The organism is Bacillus glycinifermentans, assembly GCF_001042475.2.
In the GTDB taxonomy this organism is placed as follows: Bacteria; Bacillota; Bacilli; order Bacillales; family Bacillaceae; genus Bacillus; species Bacillus glycinifermentans.
The window spans coordinates 284,675-306,695 of record NZ_LECW02000012.1; the positions used below are offsets into that span (position 1 = coordinate 284,675).

Sequence of the window (22,021 nt, forward strand, 5' to 3'; positions counted from 1 at the left end):
TCTTCTCTATTTAGCCTGAACACATGCTGTACACGCCGATCACAAGCCCGATATAAACGATCGCCGAAGCGGCCCAGATCAGCACGTTTCTGTTTTTCAAGACGGATTCCTCCAATCGAGTTTCACCTTTTGCAGTCTGAGGGCATTGAGAACAACCGATACAGAGCTGAATGCCATAGCAGCGCCGGCAACCCACGGGGCCAACAATCCGAGCGCGGCGAACGGAATGCCGATGCTGTTGTAAGCGAACGCCCAAAACAGGTTTTGTTTAATATTTTTGATCGTGAGCTTGCTCATCATGATCGCGTCGGCGATGCTGTTTAAATCGCCGCGGATCAGCGTAATGTCGGCCGCTTCCATTGCGACATCTGCCCCGGTGCCGATCGCCATTCCGGTATCGGCCGCCGCCAAGGCGGGTGCATCATTGATGCCGTCGCCGACCATGGCGACTTTTTTCCCCTGCGCTTGAAGCTTTTTGATTTCTTCCGCTTTTCCTTCAGGGAGCACCTCGGCTACCACATGCTCAATTCCCGCTTCGGCGGCAATCGCTTCAGCCGTCCGGCGGTTGTCTCCGGTGATCATGACGACCGTAAGCCCCATACCTTTGAGCCTTTTGATCGCTGCTTTTGACGTATCCTTGATCGTGTCCGCCACAGCAATCAATCCCGCATACCGGCCGCCGACTGCCGCAAGCATCGCCGTTTTTCCTTGTGCTTCGAGCTTCTCCATCTCGCCGAGAACGCTGGAGACGTCGATCCCCTGCCGTTCGAAAAGGCGTCTCGTCCCGATCAGCACCTGCTGTTCGCCGACGGTAGCTTCAATACCGTATCCGGGTATCGCTTCAAAGCTGCTTGCATCGATAACATCGATCCCTCTTTGTCTGACACCTTCAACGATCGCTTCGGCAAGCGGATGCTCAGAACGGTTTTCAGCCGATCCGGCCAATTTGAGAAACTCGGTCTCATTCAGCCATGATGCAGGGCGTACATCCGTAAGCTCCGGCTTTCCGTTTGTGACCGTTCCCGTTTTATCGAGAACGACCGTATCGATGCGGTGAGCCGTCTCTAAATGCTCCCCGCCTTTGAACAAAATGCCGTATTCGGCTGCGCGTCCGGAACCTGCCATGATCGAAGTCGGCGTTGCCAGTCCGAGTGCGCACGGACAAGCGATGACGAGCACGGCGATCAGACTTTCAAGCGCTGTGCTGAATTCGCCGGGACTGACAAACACATACCAGACGAAAAACGTGATGATGGCAATCGTAACGACAATCGGCACAAAAACCCCGGAAATCCGGTCGACAAGCCGCTGAATCGGCGCTTTTGATCCTTGCGCTTCTTCGACCACTTTGATAATCTGCGCCAAAGCCGTGTCTTTCCCTACTTTTTCGGCTCTGATTTTCAAAAAGCCGTTTTTATTCATCGTCGCGCCGATGACTTTATCACCAGCCGCTTTGTCGACGGGGATGCTTTCACCGGTAATCATCGATTCATCCAGGGCTGAGCGGCCTTCGACGATCTCTCCGTCAGCCGGAATTTTTTCTCCAGGTTTGACGTGCATGATGTCGCCCGCCAGCACTTGTTCGATCGGCACTGTCATTTCTTCGCCGTTTCTGATGACGGTCGCCGTTTTTGCCTGCAGCCCCATCAGTTTCTTGATCGCTTCGGATGAACGGCCTTTCGCTTTCGCTTCAAACAGCTTACCCAGGACGATCAACGTCAGCAGGATCGCGCTTGTTTCATAATAGAGACCCTCCGGATGCCGATTGGTTCCGAGGCTTGCAATACTGATATAAAGACTGTAAAAATAAGCTGCCGACGTCCCGAGCGCGACGAGGACATCCATGTTGGCGCTCTTGTTTCGCAGCGCTTTATAGGCGCCGACGTAAAACTGTCTGCCGACGATCAATTGTACCGGCGTAGCCAGGGCCAATTGCACCCACGGATCCATCAGCATGCCGGGCAGCCAAATAAATGACGTGAATTTGAAATGGCTGACCATCGCCCAAAGCAGCGGAAAAGACAAAATCGCGGAAAAAATAAATTTTCCTGTCTGTTGCTGAATCTCTTTTTTCCGCTGCTCAAGAGCGCCGTCCGCACTTTGGTCTTCTTTTAATTCAAGCTTGTAGCCGAGCTTTTCGATCGCTTCTTTCATATCATCGACAGTCACGGCTCCGGGAAGATATGCAACCGACACTGTTTCAAGGGCAAAATTGACAGGTGCGCTCTCTACGCCGGGCAGTTTTTCCAGCCGTTTTTCAATCCGGTTCGCGCAGGCCGCGCACGTCATTCCTGAAATCGCAAACTCGGCTTTTTCGGCCGGTACGCGGTAGCCGAGCGATTCAACCTTTTCAGCCAGCTGTCCGACTCCGATTTGCGCCGGGTCATAGACGATTTTCGATTTTTCCAGCGCCAAATTCACATTTGCATCCTCAACCCCGTCAAGCTTTTTTAAGCTTTTTTCGATTCGGGCCGCACACGCGGCGCACGTCATTCCTGATATTTGAAGTGTAGCTTCTTTGCGTTCGCTCATATCGTTCACTCCTTATATACCCCTATTGGGTATATATTCAGCAGAAAAAACCGCGCTTGAAAAGCGCGCGTTTTCCCTTATCCTTCGACATCATACCCTTGATCCTCGATCACATCAACGATCTCTTTCAGTGATACTTTAGCAGAATCAAATGAAACATTAACTTTTCCGCCGGCCAAATCAACTTTGACAGATTCGACGCCGGCCAGTTTTCCGACGTTTCCTTCAACCGCCTGAACGCAGTGGTTGCAGGACATTCCTGTTACATCAAGCGTTTTTTGTTCCATTATTCAATACCTCCCAAGGTTTTCTGATGTTGCTCAATTACAGATTACCATACCCCTGTAGGGTATTTCAAGTGAACATTCTTCATCACGATTTTGAAAACCGTTTAAACACGTCGAGCAGCTCTTCGATGGATTCTTCGCCTTTGCCGCTTTGGATTGCATTGGCCACGCAATGATGCGTATGATTTTCCAGCAGGCTGAACGCCACCTTTTGCATCGCGGCTTGAACCGCAGAAATTTGTACGAGAATATCGACGCAATAGCGGTCGTTTTCAATCATGTTTTGAATGCCCCTGACTTGTCCTTCGATCCTTTTTAACCGGTTTGTGATCTGCTCTTTTTCCTTTGAGCTTTTCGGATTCAGCTTATGTTCCGACATTGGGACACCTCACTTTCGTTATTCTTTCCAATTGTGCCGATGATACTATTATAAAACGTAAACACAGTTCGTGTCTAAAAAAGATAACCCCAAATGCTTGGGGTTATCCTCTAAGGCGTTTGAAAAATTCTCTCATAAACTCGGGAAGATTGGACCAATCGTGTCCTGAAACAAGGTTCCCGTCAACATGCAGCTTTTCTTCGATATACGTCGCGCCTGAGGCTTCGACTTCAGGCTTGCAGGCAATGTAAGCCGTCAGCTCGCGTCCTTTCAGATGTTCTCTTAAGCTGGTGAAAATCAGGCTTGCGTGACAAATGGCGCCGACCGGCTTATTTTCCTCAAAGAAGTGTGCGACGATCTTTAACAATGAGTCATACATCCGGATAAATTCAGGCGCGCGGCCGCCCGGAATGATGATGCCGTCGTATTCGGAAGGGTCGATGTCGTCAAACGATGCGTGCGCCTCAATTAAATAGCCCGGTTTTTCGGTGTATGTATCCCAATCTAAGAAGTCGTGGACGACCGTATGGATTTTTTTCTTTTTCGGCGCAGCAATCGTTACGTCAAAGCCCTCTTCCAAACAGCGGTAGTACGGATAATACACTTCCAGCGCTTCGACCGCGTCACCCGTCACAATCAATACCTTTTTCGCCATCAAAAACATCTCCTTTCTTATTTTCCCTTTTATTGTATCCAATTCGCGCCTTCTTTTAAAACCAAGTGCTCAGCCGACAATCGTGACGGCCTCCGTTTTTTCCTTCAATGCGGCAAGCGATTCTTTGTCGATGCCGGAATCGGTAATGATCATATGCTCATTCCGAAGCCGATCGATTTGCGAAAATGCCTGCTTGCCGAATTTGCTGCTGTCCGCCATGACAATCGTTTGATCGGCGATATCGATCATCCGCTTTTTCAAAAGGGCCTGCCATTCGTTTGAATCGCTCAGCCCATTTGCAGGGTCGACGCCTTTGCAGGAAATGAAGGTTTTATTCACGTGATACATCTCAAGGGATCTCTCCGCCAGCGGTCCGACGAATGACATCGATTGCGGAAGCAGCATCCCGCCGCTTGAAATCACCGTGATTTTATCCTTTTTGCTGAGCTCCATCGCCACCCTGACGGAATTGGTAATAACGGTAAGGGGGATGTTCTCCAGCGTTTTAGCCATATACCACGCCGTTGTGCTGGCATCGAGAATGATCCGTTCGCCGCTTTCTACGAGCTTGACCGCTTCATAGGCTATCATCTTTTTTTCGACAACATTCGTAATTTCCCGCTCCCGAAAATGCACTTCAGGTTCTTCTGTCTGTACGCTGACTGCCCCTCCATGGCTTCTTTTCAGCTTGTTTTCTTTCTCAAGCTTTTCCAAATCGCGCCTGATCGTTTCTTCTGTCACGGAAAAGAGTTCACTCAATTCTGTGACGCGTACGCTCGAGCGCAGATTGACAAGTTCGACGATTTTTTGATGTCTTTCAGCTACAAGCATCCTTTACTTCCTTCCTCTACGCAAAATCACTGTTTCTTCCATCATAGCGCATAAGCGCCGAACCGGGAAACGTTTTTAACGTTTCCCGCCGGCAGCAGCGCCTAAAATATGCTCTGTAAAATGCCGGTACGCTTTCTCCCAAGCCGCGGTATCTTTAGGAGCGTACGTTTTTTGAGAAAAGGATCTCTTGATGGCCTGCCGCGCATCCCAAACATCCCAAAACATCCCGAGTGCGATCGCCTGAACCGCGATGTTGCCGATCGCACTCGCCTCAGCGGGACCCGCCCACACCTTTCTCGCCAATACATTTGCTGTATACTGGCAAAGCAGTTCATTGCGAATGCCGCCACCTGCCATGTGAAGACCCTCGTATTCCTTCCCTGTCAACGCCTCGATCCGTTCCAGGATAAAGCGGTATTTGAACGCAAGGCTCTCCAGCACACAGCGGATGATCGCACCAGGTGTTTCCGGAACGTTTTGATCCGTTTTTCGGCAGAAGTCTTTGATCGCCTCAGGCATATTGACGGGATTGAGAAACATTCCATGATCCGGGTCAATCCATGACCTAAACCCGTCAGCCTGGCCGGCAAGCTTCACAAGCTCCCCGCTCGTATACCGTTTTCCGTCTTTCTCCCAATCCGCCTGGCAGCGCTGAAAGATCCACAGCCCCATAATGTTTTTCAGAAGGCGGTACGTGCCGCCAACGCCGCCCTCATTTGTGAAGTTCCAGTCGAGCGCCTGTTGTGTCATAAGCGGCTCATCAAGCTCGGTCCCGATCAGCGACCACGTCCCGCAAATGAAGTAAGCGAATTCCTTTGTTTCGGCGGGAATGCCTACAACAGCCGATGCCGTATCGTGTTCGCCGACGGCGATGACGGGAGCTGCCGGGACGCCCAGTTCCCCGCATACAGACGGCATGAGCCGCCCCGCTTCACCGCCCGGCTTCAGTATATCTTTTGGAAAAATCGCAGCCGGCAGGCCGAGAAGGCTGATAAGCTCCCAATCCCAGTCCGAGGTGTTCGGATTGAAAAGCTGCGTCGTCGTTGCATTTGTAAATTCGCTTTTTTTCTCGCCTGTTAGAAAGTAGCGGAGCAAATCGGGAATCATTAAAAGCGTCTCTGCCCGTTCCAAAAGGGACGGATTCGCTTTTTTCAGCGCATAAAGTTGATACATCGTGTTAAATGGCAAAAGCTGAATGCCTGTATGCGAAAATATCTCTTCCTTGCCGAGGACATCCAATACTTCTTCCATAATGCCGTCAGTATGGGGATCGCGGTAATGATACGGGTTGCCTAAAAGCTCCCCGTTTTGATCGAGGAGGCCGAAGTCGACCGCCCACGAATCGATCCCGATGCAGCTGATCCGGCCGCAATCGTTTTTCGCTTTTAAGATGCCTTGCTTGATTTCATGAAAAAGGCGGAGAATGTCCCAATAAAGGTGCCGCCCCGCCTGAACGGGCTGATTTGGGAAACGGTGGATTTCCTCCGCTTTGATCAGTCCGCCGTCGACATGCCCGCTGAAGGCTCTGCCGCTTCCCGCCCCAAGATCAAACGCGAGGATCGTCACCAGCTTGCACCGCCTTTGCCGCGCGCCAGAATTTTTTCCCCATATCCGCTTTCCTGATAAGCTTCGAGCGGTTCGGCAGGAACGTTCATCTCCTCACGCACCGCATACAGAAGCGGTCTGACATCGATTTCAAACGCTTCGCGGACGGCCGCCTCGCAAGCGAGTACATCGCCTTTTTCCTGCGCTTTTTTGACTTCGTCATAGTTGATGAGAAGCGCTTTTGCATAGTATGTCTGCACATTCATGACCGAGCGGATCATCGCCGGAATTTTCGGTTCAAGGTTGTGGCACTGATCAAGCATATATGCAATGTTTTCGGCTGTTTTCCTGACATGTTGGTCAGAGTCCTGTAAAGCGTCCAAAATTTGATAAAAAATGAGAAACAGCTCATACGGATTGTGGGCACCGACGATTAAATCGTCATCCGCGTATTTGCGGCTGTTGAAGTGAAAGCCTCCCAAACGCCGTTCATCGAGCAAATAAGCGACGATATGTTCAATGTTTACGCCCTGGGCGTGGTGACCGGTGTCAACGAGCACTTCAGCCTGCGGGCCGAGCTTTTGAGCGAGATTGTAAGCCATTCCCCAATCCGCCAGATCGGTATGATAAAAAGCCGGTTCAAAAAATTTATACTCGATCAACAGGCGCATGTCATCGTCAAGCGCAGTATACATGTCAGCAAGGCATTCATACATCCAGTGCTTCCGTTTTCTTATGTCCGCCTGGCCGGGATAGTTAGTTCCGTCGGCAAGCCAGAGGCTTAATTCCTTTGACCCCGTTTGCCTTGCGATATCAATGCATTCAAGCAGATGGGCGGTCGCTTTTTTGCGGATAGCGGAGCTTGCGTTTGTAATGCTTCCGAATTTGTAATCATCATCTTGGAACAGATTCGGATTGACAGCTCCGATTGCGATTCCGAGTTCTTCGGCATGCGCTTTTAATTTGGAATAATCGTCAACCTGATCCCACGGAATATGAATCGCAACGGTCGGACAAACGCCGGTCAGCTTATGGACGACGGCTGCATCCTCCATTTTTTCGAAAGGGTTCCTCGGCACGCCTTCCTGCTGAAAGACTTTAAAGCGCGTACCCGAGTCGCCGTATCCCCATGAAGGCGTTTCGATTTTAAGCGCTTTCATTTTTTCTTTTACTTCAAACAGATTGATCCCTCTGTCTTTTTGCTGCTGTTCAAATGCGGCGTAAATACGGTCATTCATGTACACTCATCCCCCTGTTTGTTGTTAGCGGATACGCCATCGTCGACATTAAAGCCAGCTCAGGCTGGGTGGCGTCCAGCCTGCTGTACTGGACGATCACGGGTACATCGCTTTCGATTTCGATGGCATACGGAACATTTTCAGGAATCCGTTCTCCCGATGCTTGTAGCGAACTTGTGCGGATATGCTTTGTTCTTCTTCCTTTGACCGTTTCGGCTATCCCCTCAAGCGGCGGACGGTCTTCGAAAAAGACGGTGATGGCAAGATGTGCATCTTTCCCGTTGCAATTTAAGACGCATATCGATTCATGGCTCGTCAGACTGCCGGAGCTTGCCGGCGGGATAAATCCGTCCGGAATGATCCAATGACGCTCTCCTTTCATCTCCCGTTTCCCCCTTGTTTTTGAAAAAGGCAGCTCCTCTGCCGCCTTTTCGGTTATCTTGCAAATGCGGCCGGTACGCCTCCGTCGACAGTCAGCATGCACCCTGTCGTTTTGGCCGATTTTCCTGAGGCAAAGTACGCGATCGCTTCGGCAATATCGGCCGGATAAATGTTCACGGAAAGAGCGGTCCGCTTCCGGTAATGCTCTTCGAGTTCATCTGGCCCGATTCCGTAGGCAGCCGCCCTTTCCTCGCGCCATTTCGAATCCCAGATCGCCGACCCTTGCAGAACGGCGTCAGGCAGAACAGAGTTTACGCGGATGCCGTATGATCCGCCTTCTGCGGCGATACATCTCGCCAAATGGACTTCAAGCGCTTTAGCGGAGCTGTAGGCGGCCGCATTTTTGCCGGCATAGACCGAGTTTTTCGATCCGACAAACACCATGCTCCCGCCGAGGTTTTGTTTTTTCATGTGCTTAAAAGCTTCTCGGGCGACCAGGAAATATCCTGTACCCAAAACGTCCATATTCAAGTTCCATTCCTGCAGACTCGTTTCATCGATCGGGCTTGACGTCGCAAGCCCGGCATTGTTGACGACGATGTCAATGCCGCCGTAACGCAAGGCGCTTTCCCTGAAAGCCGCCTGAACCTCGTCTTCTTTCGTGACATCCAGTTTAACGGCAGCCGCCCTGCCTTCGCCGTATTGTTTATTAATCGCTTGCGCCGTTTTTTCTGCGCCTTCGATGTTGATGTCTGCGACAATGACATGCGCCCCAACGGAGGCGAGCCTGCGGCACGTCTCGCTGCCGATTCCACCGGCGCCGCCCGTCACAAAAACGGTCTTGCGGGAAAATTCAGCTTCCGGAGGAGCGAGCGTTAATTTGTAGAGCTCAAGCGGCCAATATTCAATACGGTAGGATTCTTCTTCATTGAGAGAAACAAAGTTTCCCAGCGCTTCCGTCCCTTTCATGACGGCGATCGCCCGACGGTATAAATCCCTGCTCACTTTTGCTGCGGCAAGGCTTTTTCCCGATGCGACAAGTCCGATCCCCGGGATCAGGATGACGCGCGGAGCAGGTTCAAACATTTCGTCGCCTTCCTGTTTGTTTCTCTCAAAATAGGCTCTATATTCGTCTTTAAATTTGGCAATCTCTGTTTTTATCAATTCGATCAGGCGGTTTTTATCCTCTTCAGCCGGGTTCCACGGGATGTACGCCGGGACGCGTTTTGTATGAACGAGGTGATCCGGACAGGCGGCGCCGATTTGCGAAAGCTCCGGGGCCTTTCTGCTGCCCGCGAACTCCATCACATCTTCCGAATCGCAGTATGTCAGAAGCATTTGCTTCTGATCGCTGACGGCTCCGCGTATCACCGGCATGATGTCGGCAGCGATGCGCTTTCGCTCTTGGGCCGGTAACGGTTTATGCTGCTGTCCGCCGAATGACTGATGTCCGGCAGAACGTCGCTCGATATAATCTTCCGCTTCGCGAATCACGGCAATCGTCCGGTCATAGCTTTCTTTAGACGTCTCCCCCCATGTGACGAGCCCGTGCTTCTCCATTAAAACAAGCTCGGCTTTCGGATTGTGTTTCACTCCTTCGGCGATCATTTTCGAGAGTTTGAAGCCCGGCCTTACATAAGGCACCCAGACAAAACGGTCTCCGAAAATCTCTTCGGCAATTTGCCTTCCGTTGTCTGCGCAGCAAACGCTGATGATTGCATCCGGATGCGTATGATCCACATGCCGAAATGGCAGAAAAGCGTGCAAAAGCGTTTCGATCGACGGGCGCGGATGGCTTTTATCGATCATGCAGTGTGATAAATAAGCCGTCATGTCTTCATCCGTCATGTCTTCGCGTTCGATCAGCGGACGGATATCATCAAGCCTCAGCCCGGTAAAGTTAACCGCTTTCATTTTCGCCAAATCAGATCCGCTTCCTTTCACCCACATGACGTCGATGCTCCGGCCGCGAAAATCTGTTTCCATCGTTTTCATCGACGTGTTGCCGCCGCCCCAATTGCATACGGAACGGTCAGAGCCGATCAGGTTGGAGCGGTATACGAGTTCGTCTAACCCCGGCGCCAATGCTGTTGCTTGATCATCGGACCATAAATATTCCACCATATCAATCACTCCGTTTTTGTTTGTTTATTTTTGAATATGTCTGTTTTAGATTATCATATTTTTGTTTTTTTGTAATTGTTTTTTCGATGTTCAGTTGAAACATATTTCATAAAAAAAAGCGGTTGAAATTACTCCCATTATCTTTTACGATATAAATTCATGTTTTTTAAAGGAGGGATGAAGCGATGAGCAGAAATCACAATGCGCCAATCAAGCTGATCATTATGATTTTTATGATCTGCACGTTTTCCATCGGCTTTACGGAATACGTCGTCATGGGCATTTTAACTTCCATTTCAAAGGATCTCTCTGTCCCGATTTCAACGACAGGACTGTTGGTGACAGCTTACGCAGGAAGCGTCTGTCTGACGGGTCCGATCGTGACGCTTCTTTCGGTAAAGCTTCCGCGAAAGCCTGTATTGCTCGGCTTGATGAACGTTTTCGTTTTGGCGAATACACTCAGTATATTTGCGCCAAACTTTACCGTTTTACTCATATCCAGACTTTTATCAGCATCCATTCACGGTGCATTTTTTGCGACGACGATGGTGTTCGTCAGCGAAATGGTACCGCCTGAAAAAAGGGCCGCTGCTGCTGCGTCAATGAACGGCGGTTTGACCATCGCCCTAATGCTCGGCGTCCCATTCGGCTCCTATTTGGGCGACCTTTTCAGCTGGCGGGTCGTCTTCTTCATGGCCGCACTTCTCGGCCTGATCGGCTTTTTCGGCATCCTGCTGACCGTACCGCACAAAAAGCCGAAAGTCGTGCCGAAATTGATCCATGAATGGGATGTCTTTAAAAATAAACAAGTCCTTTATTCCTTTGCCATCACGATCTTTGGCTATTCAGGCGTGTTCATTGCCTACACCTTCATCGAACCTATGCTGCGACACTCTGCCGGCTTCGGAAGCCTCGGGATTACGGCTGCCCTTTTCGCATACGGCTTCGGCGGTGTTGTCGGCAACTTCTATGCGGGAAAAGTGCCGTTTCACCTGTTGACCCGTTCTATGATCGGTGTCATGATCGCATTGATGTGCATTCTGGCGGCCTTTCCATTTGTCTCTGGACATCCGGCAGGAGCCATCATTGCGACTTTCTTATTCGGAGCGGGCGCGTTCGGAACGGTGCCGCTCTTGCAAACGAAAGTCGTTGCCGGGTCTGAACACGGAACGACGATTGCGACTTCCGTCAGCATCGCCGCTTTCAACCTCGCCAACGCGCTCGGCGCATGGATCGGCGGCATCATTCTCGACGCCTCCAAATCCTACGCGTATCTCGCTACCGGAGGCGCCCTGATGACTGCATTCGGCTTAACGCTGACGATGTTCGCTTACGCGTCCGAGAAAAAACAGGTGAACGAAGCCTGGGAATAGAGGAAAAAAAGCTCCACATGCCGGATCATGTGGAGCTTTTCTTTATAAAGTGATTCACATCGACAACGGTCTTGCTGTCTTCTGTAAATACACAGGCGGGCTTTGTTCCGATGACTTGGATTCTGCCACCGCCGGCCAAAATCGCCGTTTCTTCAGGCAATGAAATAACCGGCGTCCCATATTCCTTTATAAATGTATTGATCAGCGGGTCGTCTTCCCGATTGTAGTGGCACCAAATCGAATACCCGCCTGCAAGCCCCAAACCATCGAAATCGTTTAAACCAACATTGTTATCATCCATATGGGAACACGTCATGATATGTTTTCCGAGAATGACCGCCCCCGCGCTGCCGCCGTAAACGACCCCGCCCCGCATTGCATAGCTTTGCAAAATGTCGTTGAAACGGGTGTCTGTGACACGCTTCAACAAACGAAACGTGTTTCCCCCTCCGATATATACCGCAGAAAAGCGAGCCAAATCCCGGAATCTCTTATTCATTACGTCCGGCCACATGACGATGTCGTTTACGCCAAGCGGAGCGAAAACCCCTTTTATCCACTGAAAACAGCTGTCAAACCGTGAAGCCTCCATCGCCGCTGGAATATATAATAAAGGCTTCGCTTTATCGATTTCTTCAGCAAAACGCTGATCGATGATACGGGTTTGGTCCCGGTCTCCGCCTCCGGAAAGAAACAGCATAACATCACTCCATTCAAGATGAACCGATTGTTTTTTGTCTCTGTTCGGTTTTCAGTCTGTGCGCTTTCCCGATGACCGCCTCCATCACGAGAACAGCGCCCGCATACAGCGCCCCAAAACTGCAAAACACGAAGACAGACGGCAGCCGTTCCAGCAGAAATGCCGATATCATCGGCCCGCACGCCATTCCGGTGTATCTGATGAAGTTAAACATCCCTAATGCACTGCCCCTGTTTTCCTCATATTCGTTTGCTACCATCGTCGAGAACAGCGGCGGAATAAGCCCCATCGTGATGCCAAAAAGGACAAGGGCGATGGACATGAAAAAAATCGAGAAGGTATGGGTGAATCCAAATATGACAATGCTTCCTGCAGCTGTTAGATTGCCGTACAAAAACAGCCGTCCAAGCGGCGCTTTTTTTTGAATCCATTTAAACAGCACGCTTCCGGCAATCGTGCTTCCCGCGATCGGCAAGTAAAGCAAGCCGACCGTTTTCAGACTGAGATGATAGCTGTCAGTCAATAAAATAGGCAAGTAGACAATGATTGAAAAATATACGAAAAAGATGAAAAAGCTTAAACTAAAAATCGCCTGTCCCGTTTTGTTTTTGAAAATGTCCCTGTAGCCGGAGAAGAGGCTGTTCGCAGTGATGCGCCCTTTCTTCTCCGGTTTTCCGTGAGGAACATAAAAGGCGTTTACTAAAAACAGTATGACGGATATTCCCGTCAAAAACCAAAAAATTCCCGGATAGCTGTATCGGTCGCCGATGAATCCCCCAAGTATCGGCGCCGCTGCGGGGGCGATGGATAACAGCATTTGATACGTCCCCATCGCGCTCGCCCGTTTTGTTCCTTCAAATAAACCGCTGATCGTTGTCGCAGCAATGAGAGGGAGGGCGGCGGTTCCCGCGGCCTGCAGCACCCTGAAAATCAGAAACAGCGTAAAGTCCTGAGCTGCGGCACAGCCGACGCTGGCTGCAGCCGTTACTGCAATGCCTGCCGTCATCACAAATCCCGCGCCTTTCCGATCAATCAGCGGACCAAGAATCATTTGCATCACTGCCGTCACGAAAATAAACAAAGTGACGGAAAGGTTCACCATTGGTGCGGAAACGCGGAACGAATCCCTGATAAGAGGGATGATGGGCGAGTAAATATTTTGGCTTAACGAAGCAAAAAAAGCGCTGATGCAAACAGCATACATAATAAAAGATGGACTTGCTTTCATGTGTTTCAACTTGAAAAACGCCTGCCTTTATTTTGATGATACGCGGACAGCAGGATGCCGCCATCCGGTCGTCTGTTTCATTCCATATGTTTTGACCATTCGCCTAAAAAGCGGATGACGGTTTTGAGCTCTGATTCCGAAAATTGCTCAAACAGTTCAATATAGCGCTGCTTTGCGATTTCATGCATCCGGTCATGGATCTCGGCCAGCTTTTTGCCTTCGGCTGTCAGCGTGTAATACAATTCCTTGTTGTTGTTCGGCTTCTTTTGAGACTCAATCATCGAGCGCTTCATCAAAACGTTTGTCGCTTTTGTGATAGCCGCTTTTGAAACGTGAAGCTGCTCCGCAAGATATGCGTTGTTGACCAGGGCTTCGCTGTCATTGATGACAGACACGATGTGAAGCTGTGTGAGCGTCCAATGCTGACGCAGATGTTCTTCGCCTTTAAAAGCTTCTTCAGCGACTTTCTGCTGTTCGTGCTGCATTCGTTTCTCTCTTTTCAGGATAAAATCCTGAACGGCTTCAAATGCCTCCTTATGAATATTGTTTTCCACTTTCTTCATCCCTTTCTTTTTGTTAACCAGTTAACTATTTTATAGTTTACCGGTTAACAAAAAACTTTGCAAGCAAAAAAGCATATTCTGCGGAACGAATCCCGCAAAATATGCTTTTACAGCTTCAAAGACAAACAGACTTTTCCACTCAGGGAAGTAGCTTGTGGGCGATACACGATAATCCCGGATGTTCACGGCTCTGCGGCAGAAACGAAACCTTCATAAAATCTGCCTGTTTTAACCTCATCAATTTGCCGGCAGTCCGTGCTGCTTTTCCTCAACAAACCGGTCGACGGCCGCCAGCGCCCGCGTGACTCCGCCTGCATTCTGAAAGCTTTCCTTGATCTTGCGGATTCCTTTCAAATAGGCTTCATTTGCTGCAACTTCATTGACGGCTTTCTTTAAAGTTTCATCATTCACGTCTTCCTCAGACAATACAAAGCCTGCTCCCAGCTCGTTTAGACGCGCCGCGACGACGGGCTGGTCTTTGTCGTGCGGAATGACGACGAGCGGCACTTCAAAGTGAATCGCTTCATTGACGCTGTTCATTCCGCCGTGAGTGATGAAAACGTCAGCATGCTGTAATACGTCTAACTGGGGAACATAAGGAGAAATGATAAAATGGTCGGGTGATGCTTTCAGCCTGCTTTGATCGGTCCTTTCTCCGGCGGCGATCACAACCTTTCCTTTAAAATCAGAAAATGCATCAATACACATATTGAAAAACGCTTCTTTATCTGCAAGAACGGTCCCCATCGAAATATAAAGGACACGCTCACCTTCGAGGTCTTCCAGCGGAAAGCCGCGCCGGGATCCTTTCCGCTCGGGAAAACTCGGGCCGACAAAGACGTATTCATCTCCGTACTGATCGCTGTCAGGCTGAAAATATCGGCTCGTATACGCGACATTTAACTCGCCGTCATTTCTCATAAACTGCGCCGGGCTGTCCGCCTTCACGCCGAACTGGTCCTGAATCTCTCTGATGAGCCTCTCAACTTCCGGGTTTCCCTCGGCAGCTTTGATCGGTCCGTGCTTTTTCATAAATTCCTCGGAAAACAAGAATGAGGATGATGAAGAAATTCCGGGAATCCCCAAATAATCCCGGACCAGTTTTCCGGCTCCGAATGTATCGTAATAAACAAAATCGAAGTCGATCTGTTCGGCCAGCTCCCTTACGACTGACAGCGTATCTTTGGCAATCTCAATCATGATTTTCAGCACCGAATCCACGCCTTTCAGTTTTTGCATGAAGTCGGGCTGAAGATGAACGCGGACGCCGAGCGCTTCAAGCCTTTCTTTAAATTTTTCGGTCGTAATATAGTGGACATTGTCGCCTCTTTCTGCAAAAGCCTTCGCCATACCTAGCGTAGGATTGACATGGCCCTCAGCCGGAACATTGATCATCAAAATATTTGCCATCTTTTCTCACTCCTTTATTTAGAAAATTCTACAGGCTGAAAACGGAATATGTCCACTAACTAAAGTCTGAATTATTGGATGAATTTAGCAGGAAGCCGGTTTTATGTTTGTGCATCACGGCAAACAGGGTAAAATAAAGACGTACAACATGACATAGACAAATAGAAGATGAGAGGAGAATGAAGTTGGAGAGAATTCGCACGGGATTATTGGGCTACGGGCTGTCAGGTTCTGTTTTTCATGCGCCTTTATTATCGGTTTTGGACGAATTCGACATCAAAAAAGTCATGACTTCCCGGAAAGAGCAAGTCAACCGGGAGATTCCGGAAGCGGAAACGGTCAGCTCGATTGAAGACATCACGAATGATCCGGAGATTGATCTCGTGATCGTCACAACGCCGAGCGGCCTTCATTTTGAAGCGGCTAAAGAATGCCTTCTCGCCGGAAAGCACGTCGTCCTGGAAAAACCGATGACGGCTACAGCCGAAGAAGCAGAGGAGTTAATGAACATTGCCGAAGAAAAAGGCCTGCGCCTCAGCGTCTACCACAACAGACGATGGGATAACGACTTTTTGACGATCAAGCAGCTGATCGACGAAGGCCGCCTCGGGGAGGTCAATACATTCCATGCTTCTTACGACCGCTTCAGGCCGAATGTCAGACAACGCTGGCGGGAGCAGAAAGGCCCGGGTTCCGGCGCGCTCTATGATCTTGGTTCACACCTGATCGATCAGGCCCTTCATTTATTTGGCATGCCTGAGACCGTTACCGCTCAAGTGGCCGCCCAAAGAGAAGGCGCCGAAACAGACGATTATTTCCATGTCGTTCTTCATTACGGAAAACTGCAGGCGATTCTGCACTCCGGCTCGATCGTTCCGGCAAACGGCCCGCGCTACCAGATTCACGGTTCAAAAGGAAGCTTTATCAAATACGGCATCGATGGGCAGGAAGACGCGCTGCGGTCCGGACAAAAACCGGTCGGCGAATCGTGGGGAACGGACGTACCGGAGAATTACGGAGAATTAACCGTTGTCGAAGGCGAAGAAGTGAAAAAAGAAATCGTGGAAACGCTGCCCGGTTCTTATTTGACGTACTACAAAGAACTTTCGGCAAGCATCAAGAACGGCGGCAAACTCCCGGTTACGGCAGAGGAAGGTCTCAATGTCATCCGCATCATCGAAGCGGCCAGAACGAGCAGCGAATTAAAAAAGACAGTATCGATCGATCAATAACGAAAAACCGCGGGTTTTCCCCGCGGTTTTTAAAATGTCTTACCCAATTCTTTTGCATGGGCGATCGCATTTTTTTTGATTTCGTCCGCTTTATCAGGTTCCGCATTATGCCCTTCGACAAACAGGCCTTCAAACGACGGTACGCCGAAAAACTGCATGATAATGCTGATGTAGCGGTGTCCCATTTCTAATTCAGCGGCTTGTCCCTCTGAATAGTAGCCGCCCCGCGCCTGAATATGCAGCGCCTTTTTATCCGTCAGCAGCCCGATCGGACCTTGCTCCGTGTATTTAAACGTCTTTCCCGCAACGGCGACTGCATCGAAATATGCCTTCATCACCGGAGGAAAAGAGAAGTTCCACATCGGTGTGACGAACACATATTTGTCAGCTTCAACGAATTGCTCGCTCAGCTCATTCAGACGGCCGACCTTTGCTTTTTCGTGTTCAGAAAGCTGTTCAAAGCCCGATCCTGATTGAAGTTTTCCCCAGCCGCTGAACACGTCGGCATCGATATGCGGAATGTTTTCCTGATAAAGATCAAGGTGAATGACTTCATCGTCCGGATGTGCTTCCTTATACGAATCGATAAATGCTTTTCCCGCAGCCATGCTGTACGATGCTCTTTCATCATGAGGGTGTGCGGTAATATAAAGGATTTTCGCCATTTCTGCCTACCTGCCTTTTTTAAATTGTTGTTTGTAGTATGAGACATTCGAATGGCAGATATTCAGCCGGGAATTTCATTTCGCGAAAAAAAATAGGAACGCCCTGACTTCTTTATCAAGGCGTCCCCATTTCAAACCAAAGCCGGCTCCCTTTATAGGAGCAATGCCGATCGGAGATGCCGCGAGCATCTTCGATTTTATATATGATATTCTGTGTTCGCTGCTTTTATGACTTTGCTGCATGTTCCTCTTCATTCAGCTTCTCAAGTCTTTCGCGCACTTCTTCCTCTGTCAGACCGTGCTCTTTCACGTACAAATTCCGCGGGTGAATCCGGCATTCATGCGTACATCCCCGCAAATAGCGGTGTTCGTTTTCTTCTGAACACAAGATTTGCTTATTGCATTCCGGATTGGCGCAGTTGACGTAGCGTTCGCACGGTTCCCCCGTGAAATAATCCTCGCCGACGACGACGTGCTCTTTTCGGTTGACGGGAACGCTGATTCTTTCATCAAAGACATAGCATTTTCCGTCCCACAGCTCGCCTTGAACCTCCGGATCTTTCCCGTAGGTGACGATCCCTCCGTGAAGCTGGGAAACGTCTTCAAATCCCTCTTTTTTCAGCCAGCCTGAAAACTTCTCACAGCGGATTCCGCCGGTGCAGTAAGTCAAAATTTTCTTTCCTTCGAGCTTTTCCTTGTTTTCTCTGATCCATTCAGGCAATTCGCGGAACGCTTTAATGTCGGGTCTGATCGCTCCCCGGAAATGGCCCAGGTCATACTCATAATCATTGCGGGCATCGACGACGATTGTATCTTCCTGCTGCAGCGCTTCATAAAACTCTTTCGGTTCAAGGTATTTCCCCGTTAACTCATTCGGGTCTACGTCGTCTTCAAGGCGGAGCGTCACCAATTCGGAGCGGTGGCGGACATGCATTTTTTTGAACGCATGCTGATCCGCTTCATCGATTTTGAAGACCATATCTTCGAAACGCGGGTCTTTTTTCATTTCATTCATGTATTGTTCCGTCTGTTCGACCGTTCCCGATACCGTGCCGTTAATCCCTTCCTCTGCGACAAGGATCCGCCCTTTCAGCCCCAGCTCTTTGCAGAATGTAAGATGATCCTGCGCAAATTGCTCAGGATTGTCGATGTGAACATATTTATAGTACAACAATACCCGGTATTGATTTTCCATGTTATCCTACCACCTTATCTAACGCATTCATTATATATTATGGAATTACCATCCATTTACTTTGTGAATCCACAGTCATATTAAAACAAATAATAGTAATAATTTCAATACAGCTGCTTTGACACTTCCACGAATCAAATGCTACAAATTCTATCACTTATTGTGATTTTACGCAAGCATCATGACTTCAATCAAAGCTTGTTTACCAGGTCGGCGACAAATTCCCAAAATCCGGGGGCATCCTGACAAAGAAGCATGTCCGCTTTTTCATGAATTTTAATTTTCAGCTCCTGCTCAAGGTCTTCCCTTTCTTGAAAAGATGTGTTTTTTAATTTGTTCCTGATCATCGGCATGAAGATTTCGAGCCATTCTTCAAAGTCCTGGTCATTCATCTCTATCATTCCCCTTCCCCTTTAGAATTCAGACATTTTCTCATTTTTTCAATGCCTCTTTTATGAATTTTAGAGATATTCTGCCTCGATTCTCCCAAGGAGCGAGCGATCTCTTGCATAGAAGCGCCGTGAATATAGATATGCGCAAACACCCGCTTTTGCTTATCCGTCAGCTGCATAAACGCTTCATAAAGCAGCGGGTCCTGGATATGCTCGGCCAAATCTTCCTCCCGGTTTAACACATCATCGAAGACATCTCCTTGAGGCGGTTCGGCCGCATGATCGCTGTCGTCCATGATCAGCGGAAACCGCTGCTGGTTCTTCCGGATTCGTTTATCAAAATCGATCGAGAATATCCTGATCATAGAATGGATGTACTTGATGATCCGAATATCTTTATAAAATTTTTTAAACTCAAGATCAAGGTATTCAGCCTCTTCAGAATCCGGATGCTCCATGACATGGTGAAAAAGCCGTTCACACTTCGGGTTGCTCAAGAAATGTTTGATAAGCGGATGTCCCCTGATTTCCTTCATTTTGGAACGCAGTAAAGCTAAATTCTTCATAAAACACCGCCTCCTATTTAGTTAAATGAAAGAAATGCAAGAAAAGTAAACTTATCTTTTCCATAAATATGCAAACTTAAGTTCTTTTCTTGCAAAAATCGTTCCTCGCTGACATTTTTCGATCTATCGTCACTTATGGAAATAGGAGGTGTTTCATATGGACAATACATTGATCGAATACGTCGGAAATGTCGGCTTCCCTGCCGTATTGGCGATCTACCTTTTGACCCGCTTCGAAAAGAAAATTGATGAACTGATTGAATTGATTAAAGAAAAAAATAAACACACCGATTGACATCCAGGCCGCTTCTTTCACTTAACATGACGGAAGGGGAAAACGAAAGGTCTTTTTAGTCCTCCCTTCAAAATTCAAAAAAGGAGATGTTCACAATGGAAAAAAACAAACAGATTCCAGAACCGATCAGAGGAGAAAAAGGGGCGACAACCAAAATTCCGCACAACATCGAACGCGACCGGCAAAATCCGGACATGCTCGTTCCGCCTGAGACCGATCACGGTACCGTCCCAAACATGAAGTTCTCATTTTCCGATGTTCACAACCGTCTTGAAACAGGGGGCTATGCGCGGGAAGTAACCGTCCGCGAGCTGCCTGTTTCAGACAATATCGCTTCCGTCAACATGAGGCTGAAACCCGGCGCGATCAGAGAGCTGCACTGGCATAAAGAAGCGGAATGGGCATATATGCTGTACGGCTCCGCCCGCATTACCTCAGTTGATCAGGACGGGAAAAATTTTATCGAAGACGTCAAGGAAGGCGATTTATGGTATTTTCCGTCCGGGCTTCCTCATTCTATACAAGCTCTTGATGAAGGCTGCGAATTTCTGCTCGTCTTCGATGACGGCTCTTTCTCGGAAAACAGCACCTTCCAGGTGACGGATTGGCTGGCCCATACACCTGACGACGTAATAGCCGCAAATTTCGGAATTTCAGAGGAGATCGTCGCAGCGCTTCCTGATGAGGAAAAATACATTTTCCAAAAAGCGATCCCAGGTTCTCTCGAGAATGACAAGGTTGACAGTCCGAACGGAACGGTGCCTGAATCTTTCAGCTACCAGCTGCTTGAGCAGGAACCGATCGTGTCGAGCGGAGGAAAGGTGTGGATCGCCGATTCGACGAACTTTAAAGCATCGAAAACGATTGCCGCAGCCTTGGTCGAAGTCGAGCCGGGCGGAATGAGAGAGCTGCACTGGCATCCAAATACGGATGAATGGCAATATTACATTTCAGGCGAAGCGAAAATGACCGTTTTTGCCTCTGACGGACATGCAAGAACATTTAATTACCGGGCGGGCGATGTCGGCTATGTACCGTTTGCCATGGGGCACTATGTTCAAAATACCGGGGACAAACCGCTTCGCTTCCTCGAAATTTTCAAAGACGACCATTACGCAGACATATCCTTGAATCAATGGCTCGCGCTTCTTCCTGAAACGCTCGTCCGCGACCACCTGGATGAGGGCGCAGACCTGATGAAAACGCTTTGCAAACAAAAGCATCCGGTCGTTAAATATTCTAAATAAAAAAATGCCAGGGGCTTGCAGAAAGCAAGCCCTCCGGCTGTTTACATACCATAAAAAGGAGCTGTGATCTCATGTTCAAAAAAATAGCCGTCTGCTGTATCTCAGCGGCTTGTATTTTTGCAGGGCACTTTTTAGGAATTTCCGTTTTGTGTCAGTTATTGGGCGCATTTTTTCAATCATTCGGCTCCTTGCTCATATTTACATTTGCATATATCGCACTGACGCTTGTGATCGAACCTGCTGAAAAAATCATGATTCTCGCGATCAGAAGACTTAGGCTCCGTCAATGGACAACCGTTCTGGCAAGCGACATCACCGCTGTTCTTTTTTTATGGACTGCCGTATTTACAGCTGATGAATTTTTGGATGACATATTTCTGTCGACATCTGCAGAAATCGTGATAGCCGTATCATTTTTCACCGTCGACAAAATGCTCTATCCCCGCCTTGTATATAAACCATAGCCCAGCTTCGGATGAGAGCGCGGCATTACGGCTTCCTTATAGAACATTATAAGGTTTTTCCGAATCCCCCCTTCTGCACTGCTCAAAAATGTGAAAAACGTTTCCATTTGCATTCATGTTATAAGCTAAAGGTGCACGATCAAAAAAGGAGGTTTTGCAATATGGATTTTTGGCAAGACATGTCCATTGAGGAAATCGGTGAACAGATGCAGCGCTTCGTCAGCCACAATTGGAAAAAAACGCTTCATGACCATTATGAAGAATTAACGAAAGCTTTTCCTGAATTGGAGGATTCGACCTACGGCCTTTACCTCGACAAGCTGATGCCTCCCGCATTTGAAAGCCTTGAGGCATGCGGCTTCAAAACGACGCACGACACTAAAAAAAGCGATTTTCTGATCGGAAAATCGCTCAATTTCAGACATTCTATCGAAAAATGGGGTACGGAAGAGCAGCGTTCAAGGGTCTTTTGGATCGTCGTCAGAGATCGGCAAAACAACCCGATCGGCACCCTGCTCTTCGACTTCTTCCATTCCCATGCAGGCTTCAATGTGCCGAAGGCTCCGAAAATTTCTGTCATAAGAGAAACAGAAAGGGGCAACATTGTGGAGGCTGTTAAGCGGATGAAGGAAACTGGCTAAGTGAAATACCTTTTACAGCAACATCCCTCTTGGATGTAACCGACAGCAAGCCGCTATATTGAATTTCAGCAAATGTTT

General features: G+C 48.8%; 23 protein-coding genes. 6 read left to right on the forward strand and 17 right to left on the reverse strand.

The window, feature by feature from the left end; genetic code table 11:
• Positions 1–96: 96 nt before the first annotated feature.
• The 9 genes from AB447_RS09480 to AB447_RS09520 form a co-directional block, all read right to left on the reverse strand.
• Positions 97–2,532 carry a heavy metal translocating P-type ATPase gene (locus tag AB447_RS09480; protein ID WP_057957536.1) on the reverse strand — a complete coding sequence of 812 codons (2,436 nt, stop codon included), beginning with the start codon at positions 2,530–2,532 and terminating at the stop codon, positions 97–99.
• Between the two features lie 77 nt (positions 2,533–2,609).
• Positions 2,610–2,819, reverse strand: coding sequence for a copper chaperone CopZ (copZ, locus tag AB447_RS09485; protein WP_048353292.1), 210 nt, complete (start codon positions 2,817–2,819; stop codon positions 2,610–2,612).
• Positions 2,820–2,904: 85 nt separating this feature from the next.
• A complete protein-coding gene (gene csoR / locus AB447_RS09490) occupies positions 2,905–3,198 on the reverse strand; it encodes a copper-sensing transcriptional repressor CsoR (RefSeq protein WP_048353293.1) in 294 nt (97 codons plus the stop codon).
• Between the two features lie 103 nt (positions 3,199–3,301).
• Positions 3,302–3,853: a DJ-1/PfpI family protein gene (locus AB447_RS09495; RefSeq protein WP_046129198.1), complete on the reverse strand. Its 552-nt coding sequence runs from the start codon at positions 3,851–3,853 to the stop codon at positions 3,302–3,304.
• Positions 3,854–3,922: 69 nt separating this feature from the next.
• On the reverse strand, positions 3,923–4,684 hold the full coding sequence (locus AB447_RS09500; protein ID WP_048353294.1) for a DeoR/GlpR family DNA-binding transcription regulator: 762 nt from the start codon (positions 4,682–4,684) through the stop codon (positions 3,923–3,925).
• Positions 4,685–4,759: 75 nt separating this feature from the next.
• Positions 4,760–6,250, reverse strand: a complete 1,491-nt coding sequence (locus tag AB447_RS09505) for a rhamnulokinase (protein ID WP_048353295.1) — start codon at positions 6,248–6,250, stop codon at positions 4,760–4,762.
• Positions 6,247–7,467 carry an L-rhamnose isomerase gene (gene rhaI / locus AB447_RS09510; RefSeq protein WP_048353296.1) on the reverse strand — a complete coding sequence of 407 codons (1,221 nt, stop codon included), beginning with the start codon at positions 7,465–7,467 and terminating at the stop codon, positions 6,247–6,249. Before rhaI ends, AB447_RS09505 begins: the two co-directional genes overlap by 4 nt.
• On the reverse strand, positions 7,460–7,849 hold the full coding sequence (locus AB447_RS09515) for a sensory rhodopsin transducer (RefSeq protein ID WP_048353297.1): 390 nt from the start codon (positions 7,847–7,849) through the stop codon (positions 7,460–7,462). The genes rhaI and AB447_RS09515 overlap by 8 nt, the downstream gene beginning before the upstream one ends.
• Before the next feature lie 53 nt (positions 7,850–7,902).
• On the reverse strand, positions 7,903–9,972 hold the full coding sequence (locus AB447_RS09520) for a bifunctional rhamnulose-1-phosphate aldolase/short-chain dehydrogenase (RefSeq protein WP_048353298.1): 2,070 nt from the start codon (positions 9,970–9,972) through the stop codon (positions 7,903–7,905).
• 185 nt (positions 9,973–10,157) lie between these two features.
• Between AB447_RS09520 and AB447_RS09525 the strand changes: the two genes are divergently transcribed.
• On the forward strand, positions 10,158–11,345 hold the full coding sequence (locus AB447_RS09525) for an MFS transporter (protein WP_048353299.1): 1,188 nt from the start codon (positions 10,158–10,160) through the stop codon (positions 11,343–11,345).
• Between the two features lie 25 nt (positions 11,346–11,370).
• Here the strand turns inward: AB447_RS09525 and AB447_RS09530 are convergent, their stop codons facing one another.
• From AB447_RS09530 to AB447_RS09545, 4 genes are all read right to left on the reverse strand, one after another.
• The gene (locus tag AB447_RS09530; protein ID WP_048353300.1) at positions 11,371–12,045 is read right to left on the reverse strand and encodes a Type 1 glutamine amidotransferase-like domain-containing protein; all 675 of its coding nucleotides are present in this window, start codon (positions 12,043–12,045) and stop codon (positions 11,371–11,373) included.
• 13 nt (positions 12,046–12,058) lie between these two features.
• The gene (locus AB447_RS09535) at positions 12,059–13,282 is read right to left on the reverse strand and encodes an MFS transporter (RefSeq protein WP_048353301.1); all 1,224 of its coding nucleotides are present in this window, start codon (positions 13,280–13,282) and stop codon (positions 12,059–12,061) included.
• 68 nt (positions 13,283–13,350) lie between these two features.
• Positions 13,351–13,827 (reverse strand): MarR family transcriptional regulator, encoded by a 477-nt coding sequence (locus AB447_RS09540; RefSeq protein WP_048353302.1) that lies wholly within the window; start codon positions 13,825–13,827, stop codon positions 13,351–13,353.
• Between the two features lie 246 nt (positions 13,828–14,073).
• Entirely contained in the window at positions 14,074–15,246 is a 1,173-nt protein-coding gene (locus AB447_RS09545) for a macrolide family glycosyltransferase (protein ID WP_048353303.1), read from the reverse strand.
• Positions 15,247–15,425: 179 nt separating this feature from the next.
• Between AB447_RS09545 and AB447_RS09550 the strand changes: the two genes are divergently transcribed.
• Positions 15,426–16,478 (forward strand): oxidoreductase, encoded by a 1,053-nt coding sequence (locus tag AB447_RS09550; protein ID WP_048353304.1) that lies wholly within the window; start codon positions 15,426–15,428, stop codon positions 16,476–16,478.
• A gap of 29 nt (positions 16,479–16,507) precedes the next feature.
• Here the strand turns inward: AB447_RS09550 and AB447_RS09555 are convergent, their stop codons facing one another.
• From AB447_RS09555 to AB447_RS09570, 4 genes are all read right to left on the reverse strand, one after another.
• Positions 16,508–17,143 (reverse strand): FMN-dependent NADH-azoreductase, encoded by a 636-nt coding sequence (locus AB447_RS09555; protein WP_048353305.1) that lies wholly within the window; start codon positions 17,141–17,143, stop codon positions 16,508–16,510.
• Positions 17,144–17,369: 226 nt separating this feature from the next.
• The gene (gene trhO, locus AB447_RS09560) at positions 17,370–18,338 is read right to left on the reverse strand and encodes an oxygen-dependent tRNA uridine(34) hydroxylase TrhO (protein ID WP_048353306.1); all 969 of its coding nucleotides are present in this window, start codon (positions 18,336–18,338) and stop codon (positions 17,370–17,372) included.
• A 191-nt stretch (positions 18,339–18,529) separates the two neighbouring features.
• Positions 18,530–18,739 carry a sigma-O factor regulator RsoA gene (rsoA, locus tag AB447_RS09565; RefSeq protein ID WP_048353307.1) on the reverse strand — a complete coding sequence of 70 codons (210 nt, stop codon included), beginning with the start codon at positions 18,737–18,739 and terminating at the stop codon, positions 18,530–18,532.
• Complete coding sequence (locus AB447_RS09570) at positions 18,736–19,296, reverse strand: sigma-70 family RNA polymerase sigma factor (RefSeq protein ID WP_048353308.1); 561 nt, start codon at positions 19,294–19,296, stop codon at positions 18,736–18,738. Before AB447_RS09570 ends, rsoA begins: the two co-directional genes overlap by 4 nt.
• Before the next feature lie 157 nt (positions 19,297–19,453).
• Here AB447_RS09570 and AB447_RS25150 point away from each other — a divergent pair, with 157 nt between their 5' ends.
• From AB447_RS25150 to AB447_RS09585, 4 genes are all read left to right on the forward strand, one after another.
• Positions 19,454–19,591: a YvrJ family protein gene (locus AB447_RS25150; RefSeq protein WP_082142553.1), complete on the forward strand. Its 138-nt coding sequence runs from the start codon at positions 19,454–19,456 to the stop codon at positions 19,589–19,591.
• Positions 19,592–19,686: 95 nt separating this feature from the next.
• Positions 19,687–20,838 carry an oxalate decarboxylase family bicupin gene (locus tag AB447_RS09575; RefSeq protein WP_048407318.1) on the forward strand — a complete coding sequence of 384 codons (1,152 nt, stop codon included), beginning with the start codon at positions 19,687–19,689 and terminating at the stop codon, positions 20,836–20,838.
• A gap of 71 nt (positions 20,839–20,909) precedes the next feature.
• Positions 20,910–21,302: a YrvL family regulatory protein gene (locus AB447_RS09580; RefSeq protein WP_048353309.1), complete on the forward strand. Its 393-nt coding sequence runs from the start codon at positions 20,910–20,912 to the stop codon at positions 21,300–21,302.
• Between the two features lie 161 nt (positions 21,303–21,463).
• Positions 21,464–21,943: a DUF6022 family protein gene (locus AB447_RS09585; protein WP_048353310.1), complete on the forward strand. Its 480-nt coding sequence runs from the start codon at positions 21,464–21,466 to the stop codon at positions 21,941–21,943.
• Positions 21,944–22,021 lie beyond the last annotated feature (78 nt).

Coding starts and splice junctions, on each gene's coding strand:
- AB447_RS09500 (WP_048353294.1), bottom strand. CDS start 4,684: ATGCTTGTAGCTGAAAGACATCAAAAAATCGTCGAACTTGTCAATCTG.
- AB447_RS25150 (WP_082142553.1), top strand. CDS start 19,454: ATGGACAATACATTGATCGAATACGTCGGAAATGTCGGCTTCCCTGCC.
- AB447_RS09575 (WP_048407318.1), top strand. CDS start 19,687: ATGGAAAAAAACAAACAGATTCCAGAACCGATCAGAGGAGAAAAAGGG.
- AB447_RS09530 (WP_048353300.1), bottom strand. CDS start 12,045: ATGCTGTTTCTTTCCGGAGGCGGAGACCGGGACCAAACCCGTATCATC.
- AB447_RS09495 (WP_046129198.1), bottom strand. CDS start 3,853: ATGGCGAAAAAGGTATTGATTGTGACGGGTGACGCGGTCGAAGCGCTG.
- AB447_RS09480 (WP_057957536.1), bottom strand. CDS start 2,532: ATGAGCGAACGCAAAGAAGCTACACTTCAAATATCAGGAATGACGTGC.
- rhaI (WP_048353296.1), bottom strand. CDS start 7,467: ATGAATGACCGTATTTACGCCGCATTTGAACAGCAGCAAAAAGACAGA.
- rsoA (WP_048353307.1), bottom strand. CDS start 18,739: ATGATAGAGATGAATGACCAGGACTTTGAAGAATGGCTCGAAATCTTC.
- trhO (WP_048353306.1), bottom strand. CDS start 18,338: ATGGAAAATCAATACCGGGTATTGTTGTACTATAAATATGTTCACATC.
- AB447_RS09520 (WP_048353298.1), bottom strand. CDS start 9,972: ATGGTGGAATATTTATGGTCCGATGATCAAGCAACAGCATTGGCGCCG.
- AB447_RS09570 (WP_048353308.1), bottom strand. CDS start 19,296: ATGAAGAATTTAGCTTTACTGCGTTCCAAAATGAAGGAAATCAGGGGA.
- AB447_RS09555 (WP_048353305.1), bottom strand. CDS start 17,143: ATGGCGAAAATCCTTTATATTACCGCACACCCTCATGATGAAAGAGCA.
- AB447_RS09525 (WP_048353299.1), top strand. CDS start 10,158: ATGAGCAGAAATCACAATGCGCCAATCAAGCTGATCATTATGATTTTT.
- AB447_RS09515 (WP_048353297.1), bottom strand. CDS start 7,849: ATGAAAGGAGAGCGTCATTGGATCATTCCGGACGGATTTATCCCGCCG.
- copZ (WP_048353292.1), bottom strand. CDS start 2,819: ATGGAACAAAAAACGCTTGATGTAACAGGAATGTCCTGCAACCACTGC.
- AB447_RS09550 (WP_048353304.1), top strand. CDS start 15,426: ATGAAGTTGGAGAGAATTCGCACGGGATTATTGGGCTACGGGCTGTCA.
- AB447_RS09585 (WP_048353310.1), top strand. CDS start 21,464: ATGGATTTTTGGCAAGACATGTCCATTGAGGAAATCGGTGAACAGATG.
- csoR (WP_048353293.1), bottom strand. CDS start 3,198: ATGTCGGAACATAAGCTGAATCCGAAAAGCTCAAAGGAAAAAGAGCAG.
- AB447_RS09545 (WP_048353303.1), bottom strand. CDS start 15,246: ATGGCAAATATTTTGATGATCAATGTTCCGGCTGAGGGCCATGTCAAT.
- AB447_RS09580 (WP_048353309.1), top strand. CDS start 20,910: ATGTTCAAAAAAATAGCCGTCTGCTGTATCTCAGCGGCTTGTATTTTT.